This is a genomic window from Lamprocystis purpurea DSM 4197 (genome assembly GCF_000379525.1).
In the GTDB taxonomy this organism is placed as follows: Bacteria; Pseudomonadota; Gammaproteobacteria; order Chromatiales; family Chromatiaceae; genus Thiodictyon; species Thiodictyon purpureum.
Genome location: NZ_KB902391.1, coordinates 1 through 6,763, shown reverse-complemented (window position 1 = coordinate 6,763; position 6,763 = coordinate 1). Strand labels below are relative to the sequence as shown.

General features: G+C 57.6%; 5 protein-coding genes and 1 pseudogene. All 6 read left to right on the top strand.

All coding sequences use genetic code 11. The features are described from left to right. The first annotated feature begins 312 nt into the window (after positions 1-312). A complete protein-coding gene (locus A39O_RS0105070) occupies positions 313-741 on the top strand; it encodes a hypothetical protein (protein ID WP_157639669.1) in 429 nt (142 codons plus the stop codon). Positions 742-753: 12 nt separating this feature from the next. Next, the gene (locus tag A39O_RS0105065; protein ID WP_020503620.1) at positions 754-3,810 is read left to right on the top strand and encodes an HsdM family class I SAM-dependent methyltransferase; all 3,057 of its coding nucleotides are present in this window, start codon (positions 754-756) and stop codon (positions 3,808-3,810) included. Then, entirely contained in the window at positions 3,801-4,523 is a 723-nt protein-coding gene (locus tag A39O_RS0105060; protein WP_020503619.1) for a hypothetical protein, read from the top strand. The genes A39O_RS0105065 and A39O_RS0105060 overlap by 10 nt, the downstream gene beginning before the upstream one ends. A 446-nt stretch (positions 4,524-4,969) precedes the next feature. Beyond that, positions 4,970-5,137: pseudogene (locus A39O_RS42545) on the top strand (Rpn family recombination-promoting nuclease/putative transposase); the annotation flags it as partial. 204 nt (positions 5,138-5,341) lie between these two features. Then, entirely contained in the window at positions 5,342-6,370 is a 1,029-nt protein-coding gene (locus A39O_RS0105050) for a phospholipase D family protein (RefSeq protein ID WP_026199180.1), read from the top strand. A 212-nt stretch (positions 6,371-6,582) separates the two neighbouring features. After that, positions 6,583-6,763, top strand: a 181-nt coding sequence (locus A39O_RS40380) for a type II toxin-antitoxin system HicB family antitoxin (RefSeq protein ID WP_020503616.1), incomplete at its 3' end; no start/stop codon positions are given.

The following is a 6,763-nucleotide window of genomic DNA, read 5'->3' as shown; positions in this document are numbered from 1 at the left end:
CCTATTCAACGCTGCCGAGGTGCTGACCTTGACCCTGGATGGACGGATGGACGAAGGGCAGCCCATCCCCGCGCCCTCGCTCGCCCCCGACGCACAGTTGATTGCCCCCAGCGCCCGCATCCGGGCCGGATGTACTCCTTCCAAGTACCGATAGCAAATTGAGTGCGACCGTGCGTCCTGCGACGGAGGGACGGCGCGCGGCCGCCGTCCGGGTCAGGGGGACGAAAACCACAGCGACCTCCGCCGCCCCAAGTGCTATGATTTCCCCCATGAAGGGAAAATTTGCTCTTTCACCATCACCAGGGGGATTCCATGCAAGCCGCCGTCCTTCGATCCCGCTGCGGTTGCACCGAATCCGACCAGAAGGCGTGGGTCCGGGACGGCGTACTCGCGCCGATTTCCGCCGGGTTTGGTCCAGGCATCCACGCCGAATACGATGAAGCCAACGTCCTCGCGGCTGCCATCGCCCTGCGCATGAAGCGCGCGTCAGTCGTCGTGTCCAGATATGCCGAGGCGTTCGCGCAACTGCATGTCTGGTTGCGGGCGCGATCGGCGCTGGAGTGGCGCCGCTACCAGGTGGTCCTGACGCCGGAAGGTATCCGTTTTGACTCTGCAAACAGTCCGCTTCCCACTGATATTTCCGGCTTTCGCGTCGGTCTGGAGGGCGTCTGTGCGACCATTCAGGACGGTGAGCAACTTGGCCAACTCCAGTTGAACTTCGGCCTCAGACTGGCCGGCTGACGGGACCAAGAAATGGACCTGCAAGGCCTCATTGAGCGACTGGATTACGCTGGGGACCCTGGTCTCTTGGACCCGGCCGCCCCCGGCTGTCCGCCCGGCATCGCCCATCACCTGCGCCGTGCCCGCGACACCTGCGGACTGCACCGCGCCTATGCCCTGCGCCAACCGGGTGGGGACAACGCCATACCGGTGGTTTATCTCTGCGATGCGCCTGATGAAGATGAGGCCCGGCGGGTGCATCACCGGGTCTGGAATCAGAATCTGGTTCCATTCCTGGTCGTCTCTACGCCGGAGCGGTTCGTCCTCTACTCCGGGTTCCGCTATGATGGCACTGAGGCTGATGAGATAACACACATCGTCAAGTCGGCAAGGATGTCGCTTGACGCATTCACTGGATTGGACGCGCGTGCGATCGCCGAAGGTCGGGTCTGGGAGCGGTGGGGCCGGTACATGGACCCGGCGCGGCGGGTTGATTGGTCTCTTCTGCACGAACTCGAGGAGCTGGGAAAGACGCTGATTCACGATCAGGGGCTCCTTCGTCATGAAGCCCATGCCCTGATCGGCAAGTACATTTATCTGCACTACTTGCGGGACCGCAACATTCTGTCGGACGAAAAATTGCGGGACTGGGACATCGATTCATCCCGCGTTTTCACCCGGGAGGCATCCGTCGCGACCTTCACCGCCGTTACCGAGAGATTGGAAGAATGGCTGAACGGCTCCGTGTTTCCGCTTAAGTTTAGTCGGCGTGCGAACGCTGATGCAGCAGTGCAGCAGACCGCTGCCGTGTTAGCCGGTGACCGTGTCAATGGGCAAATGCATCTTGCCTTTCCCCGCTACGACTTTTCCCACATTCCGATCGAAACCTTGTCCGTCATCTACCAACAGTTTCTCCATGCGGAAGACGCGGGCAAACACAAGGGCGCATACTACACTCCGACCTTTCTGGTTGATCTGGTGCTCGACGAGGTGGCAACGCGCCGCCCCTTGGTACTCGGCGTCAAGGTCCTTGACCCGGCCTGCGGATCCGGGGCCTTTCTGGTACAAGTGTATCGCCGTCTGATTGAACAACAACTGCACGGTGCGGACACACTGTCCCCTGCGACTCTGAGCAAGTTACTAACGGACCACATCTTCGGGATCGACCAAGATGAGGACGCCTGCCGGGTGGCTGCTTTCAGCTTGAGTCTGACATTGCTGGACTATGTGGAGCCGCCTGACCTTCGCCGTTTCCCCGATTTCAAACTGCCCGGACTTTACGGAACCAACATCGTCCGGGGTGACTTCTTTGCTCCAGTGTTTCCATGGCCGGAATTCCGATTCGAGTGGATCGTGGGTAATCCGCCTTGGGTGAATTTGATCCCGGATAAACTCCTTCCGGGCCAAGAGCCTGCTTTCGCTTGGATGAAGCCCCGTCAGGAAAGCCACCCAACCGGCGGTTGGCAACTTGCAGAAGCGTTCCTTTGGAAGACGTTGGAGCACCTGCATCCGGATGGTGCCGCAGGGATGTTGGCGCCGGCTATGACCCTTTTCAAGAGTCAATCGGTCAAGTTCCGCGCGGCATTCTTTTCCCAGGTACCGGTATGGTGCGTAGCGAACTTTTCCAACTTGGCGTATCTATTGTTTGCCAGGCGTGCTGCATTGCCGGCGGCGGTGCTGTTCTTTCGGGCAACTGGTGAAATTGACGATAGCGAGGACATCCTGTCCTACGCTCCCTTCGCGGTGAACCAGCCCACGCTGGTAAGAGGACTTGGTCAGCGATTCCGAGAGGCTTGGACTCTCGCGATCAATGCCGGCGAGTTACGGCGGGTAGAGCGGGTCAAGGCCGCACAAGGTGATGGCTTGACATGGAAACTCGCGATGTGGGGTTCACGGCAGGATCGGCGGGTCTTGGAGCGTTTTGGAAGACGAGCGCCGACGTTTCGTCAGTTCGCGGCAGCACATGGACTCGTTGCTCATCAAGGCGTCCAGTCCCGAAAGGTGGATGCAGACGAACCGGTCGAATTCGTGCAGGAATTGGTTGGTAAACGCCGCGTCTTGATGAAGCCCTTGGAGCGTCGTGGCAGGTTGTACTCATTTCCTGAGTCGGCGATCGAAATATTGACCGAGGATAATGCCTTCGTGCGCAAGAGGAGCGGTATCGCTTTACCTCTTGAAGTCTGCCGCCCGCCCCACCTAGTATTGCCCCGCAATCGATCCTGGGCGATCTATGACAGGGACTTCTTGGTGATTCCTCACCCGCAATTGGGCATCGCCGGCAAGCCGGGCCAGGAGGTTCTACTTAAGGCCCTGGCTCTGTATTTAATTTCAGATTTTGTGACCTACCATCAGCTCTTTCATTCGGCCGAAATGAGCATTCAGAAAAGCGTAGCCGACCTGAATACCTTACAGTTGCTGCCGATTCCCCTGGATGCTTTGTCCACAGAGAATCTGGATCTTTGGGCGAGGGCATACGACGAGTTGGTTAAGTGCTGGTGTCGCACTCAAGAGTCTCTCTTAAGCGACCATCATAAAGAGTTGCGTCACATGGAACAACACGCGAATGAACTCGTCTATGATGGACTGGGTCTTTCCAAGCAGGATCGCTGGTTTGTCGAGGATCTGGTCAATACGCGTCTGGAGCTAGTCAAGGGAAAGCTTGGTAAGGAAAGCGCATCCAAATTACCCAGTGAAAAGACGTTCTATACTTACGGAGATGCGCTGTGCGAAACCCTTGATTCATTCGCTGGGCGTACGAGCGAGTTACGCCATCGCGCAGTGATCTGGCATGGAAGCACTTGGGGAGCCGTGATGATCGAACCTGTCGCGGGAGACGGTATTGGGCGGACCAAAGTGCAGCGTACGTCGCGAGATCTTGATGGCGAGCTGGGAGAACTGGGTATGCGGTTAAGGCGTGAACACACCCATTGGCTCTATTTCGAGCGGGGCTTGACCATCTTTGACGGCGACCGAGTGGTTCTGGTCAAACCCATGCAGCGCTTGCACTGGCTGCGTAGCCAAGCCCTGCAGGATGCCGACAATCTCATTGCAGACGCCCTCGCCGTAAAGGAACCTGTCTCATGGCATTGAGTCGGCATAGTCAAGGAAGCACCGCCCCGGCATGGCTCCGGGACAACTACTGGGTTACCTTCCGTCATGATGTCTTCACGCTGCTGCATCTCGGGCATGCGCGACTCGACCGGAATAGTCTGACCGCAGCGCACGAAGAGGATATCACCGGTGAACTCACGCGGGTGATCGAGGAATTGCTCGACGATCCGAAAGCGCCGGAATGGTACAGCCGTTATGGGGTCCACGAGGAGCCGCGCCTCCACTCCCCGATTCGGAAGGGCAAGCGCCGACAGCGAATGGATATTCGTATCGAGTGTACTGATCAAAGACCGCGAACGCACTACGAGTTTGAGGCGAAACGCCTTTGCCGCGGAAAATGTGGTTGCTCCGATTATCTTGGGCCGGAGGGTCTGCGTGCCTTCCTGACGGGTGAGTACGCACCCCGATGGCCGGAGGCTGGAATGCTGGGGTATGTCCAAAGTGATGACGTGAGTCGCTGGCAGCATGAACTCGCGACCAACATGGCCGCGGGTCCTAACCGGCGGCACGACGGAGATTGGCAACCGGAACCCATCGTTACCGATCTTTTCACCTATCGCAGCAAGCACGAGCGGACCGCTCCCTTGGAGCCGATCACCATCTATCATGCGCTGCTGCCTTTTCATCCAGAGAATTCCGCTCTCGTTGATGACCGCGACGCTGCCGGACAAGAGAATCAGGGACAAGAGTAATCAGGGGCATACCATGGTTTCCTCGGAGCGAAGCAGGCTTCATTCGGACTGAATTCAGGTCGAGTCTAGCACGGAGCGGGGCGGAGTGGCCGGGCGGGGCGGGGCGGCGCCGGGAGGGTCAGGGCTGGAAGCCCTGACTACAAGGTTCCGCACGCGGGCGGTCGGAACCTCGGTCCGAGCGGTTTTTGTGTTCGGGGGTGCCGCGGGCGCCATGGCCGTCAGCCGGACGAACGGCCGCTCGCGGGCGCGGAATTGGTGAATACCCGCGCAGTCTCGCCGCGTCGGAACGCGAGGAAACGGAGGCGGCTGCGCCCCCGGGATCGCCGAGCACCAGTCTAGCCCGGCGATCGAGGCGTCAGACTCGCCGGCTGCCAGTGCGTTGCTAGTGCTCTCGTCCGCGTTTGCCGACGGTACTGCATCAGGCCCACGAAATCGGTATCCTTTCCATTCTATTGGAGTTTCAGTCCACCTTCGATCGCCTCATGGCCGTTCGGCTCCTCACGTACATTGGCCTCCTCTATGAGGACCTGCACCGGTCGAAAGCGATCGGACCGGATGATCCGCTTCCGCCGGTGCTCCCGATCGTGCTCTACAACCGTTATGCGCACATCTGGGTCAATGCGCCCCGGCTCGCTTTCACTTCTTAGGCCGGACGGGACGCGATAGCGCGCCGATTCGGCGATGCCCTGCCGGACGACGCTGAAGGATACTGGTTTGAGCCTTGGTGGTGCCCGAATATGAGCGCCGAGGAGCGCGTGTTCAGCTTGACGCTGATGTATGATTGAAACCCGTCTGCTAGAAACCAAGAGAGAGCTTGTATGAACATCATCCGCTCTGCGGCAATCGGACAAGCGATCAGCGCGATGTCCCCCACGAAGATCGCAGTCGCCTATCTTGGGTGGGGATGGCCAAAATACCTCTTGGAGCCGAAAAACATCGAATATATTGTAGTTTCGACTGATATCGGAACGAATCCCGCTGCGGTTGCCACCCTGGTTGCAACAATCGGTTGGCCCAAGGTTTTCTTGCTCAATCAACTTCATGCGAAGATCTATATTGGAAGCGGTACGGCCATAATTGGTAGCGCCAATCTTTCGGATAATGCTCTCTCGGGAGACGGACTTGAAGAGATTGCGGTTAAAATTGCGGATGTTGACACGGTGCACGAACTGGGCGTGATTGCCGACGAGATTCGCGACAAAGCGAAGAAAAAATATCCGTCGGCTGAAATGAAGGATAACGAATTACGAGAAATGGAAAGGCGTTGGAACCGTAGTATGAGCGTCAAGCGCCATCGCCTACCGCCCATGGGCGCGCCAGATATTCGGAACTACCCTTTCAAGCATAAACCTTTGTTTTGGGTAATTTGGTATGTAAACGACCATGACCTTCAATTTGATGATCAACTTGTTAACGAGAAAACAGGAGGCGCATTGCAAGAGATAATTAGAAAAGAAACTTATACCAATGTCTTATCGAATGATAAAGTTCGGGAAGGCGATTGGTTACTGCTTTGGATGACGGGGGATGATGGCTTGCCAGACGGACAGGGTGGTTTCGTTTGGCTTTACGCGCATCGGGTGGTAAACAACGCGGTGATTAATTGTGGAAAATATACGACCGGGATATTTGAGTTACCGGGAGTGAAGAAGCCACCGGTGCCTTTTAGAATTACCGCGAAGGTTAGAGATGCCATTATTTCCGTTCTCAGAGAAAATGGCTTTAAGAACCTGCGACCCGATGGTGACATGCGACGGGAGGCATGGCGAGCCGGCAACACAAAGCAACTGCTGCCGGAATTCTTCAAGGCTGTCCTAGACAAGGTCGATCCGCAGCACGGACAATAGGCACAGACCACGGTTTCCGTTCTGGCAAAGAAAAGCCGAACAGGCATTGGTCATCGTACCGGCCACCGGAAGGCGGCCAGTGCTTTCTGTTTTTCGTAGAGGATCGCTTGCCCCTCTACCTTTTCTGATCTAGCCTTTCCCCATGAATGGACACGAGATTATCAAGCAGCTCAAGGCCGAAGGTTGGGCGGTGCTGCGCCAGGAAGGCAGCTTTGACCCCGGAGCCCGACGGCGGTTTTGTGGTCCAGTTTCTCGACTTCGGCGAAGCCTTCACCGAGGGTAAAACCCTGGAGGAGGCCCTATTCAACGCTGCCGAGGTGCTGACCTTGACCCTGGATGGACGGATGGACGAAGGGCAGCCCATCCCCGCGCCCTCGCTCGCCCCCGACGCAC

Coding starts and splice junctions, on each gene's coding strand:
- A39O_RS0105060 (WP_020503619.1), top strand. CDS start 3,801: ATGGCATTGAGTCGGCATAGTCAAGGAAGCACCGCCCCGGCATGGCTC.
- A39O_RS0105070 (WP_157639669.1), top strand. CDS start 313: ATGCAAGCCGCCGTCCTTCGATCCCGCTGCGGTTGCACCGAATCCGAC.
- A39O_RS0105050 (WP_026199180.1), top strand. CDS start 5,342: ATGAACATCATCCGCTCTGCGGCAATCGGACAAGCGATCAGCGCGATG.
- A39O_RS0105065 (WP_020503620.1), top strand. CDS start 754: ATGGACCTGCAAGGCCTCATTGAGCGACTGGATTACGCTGGGGACCCT.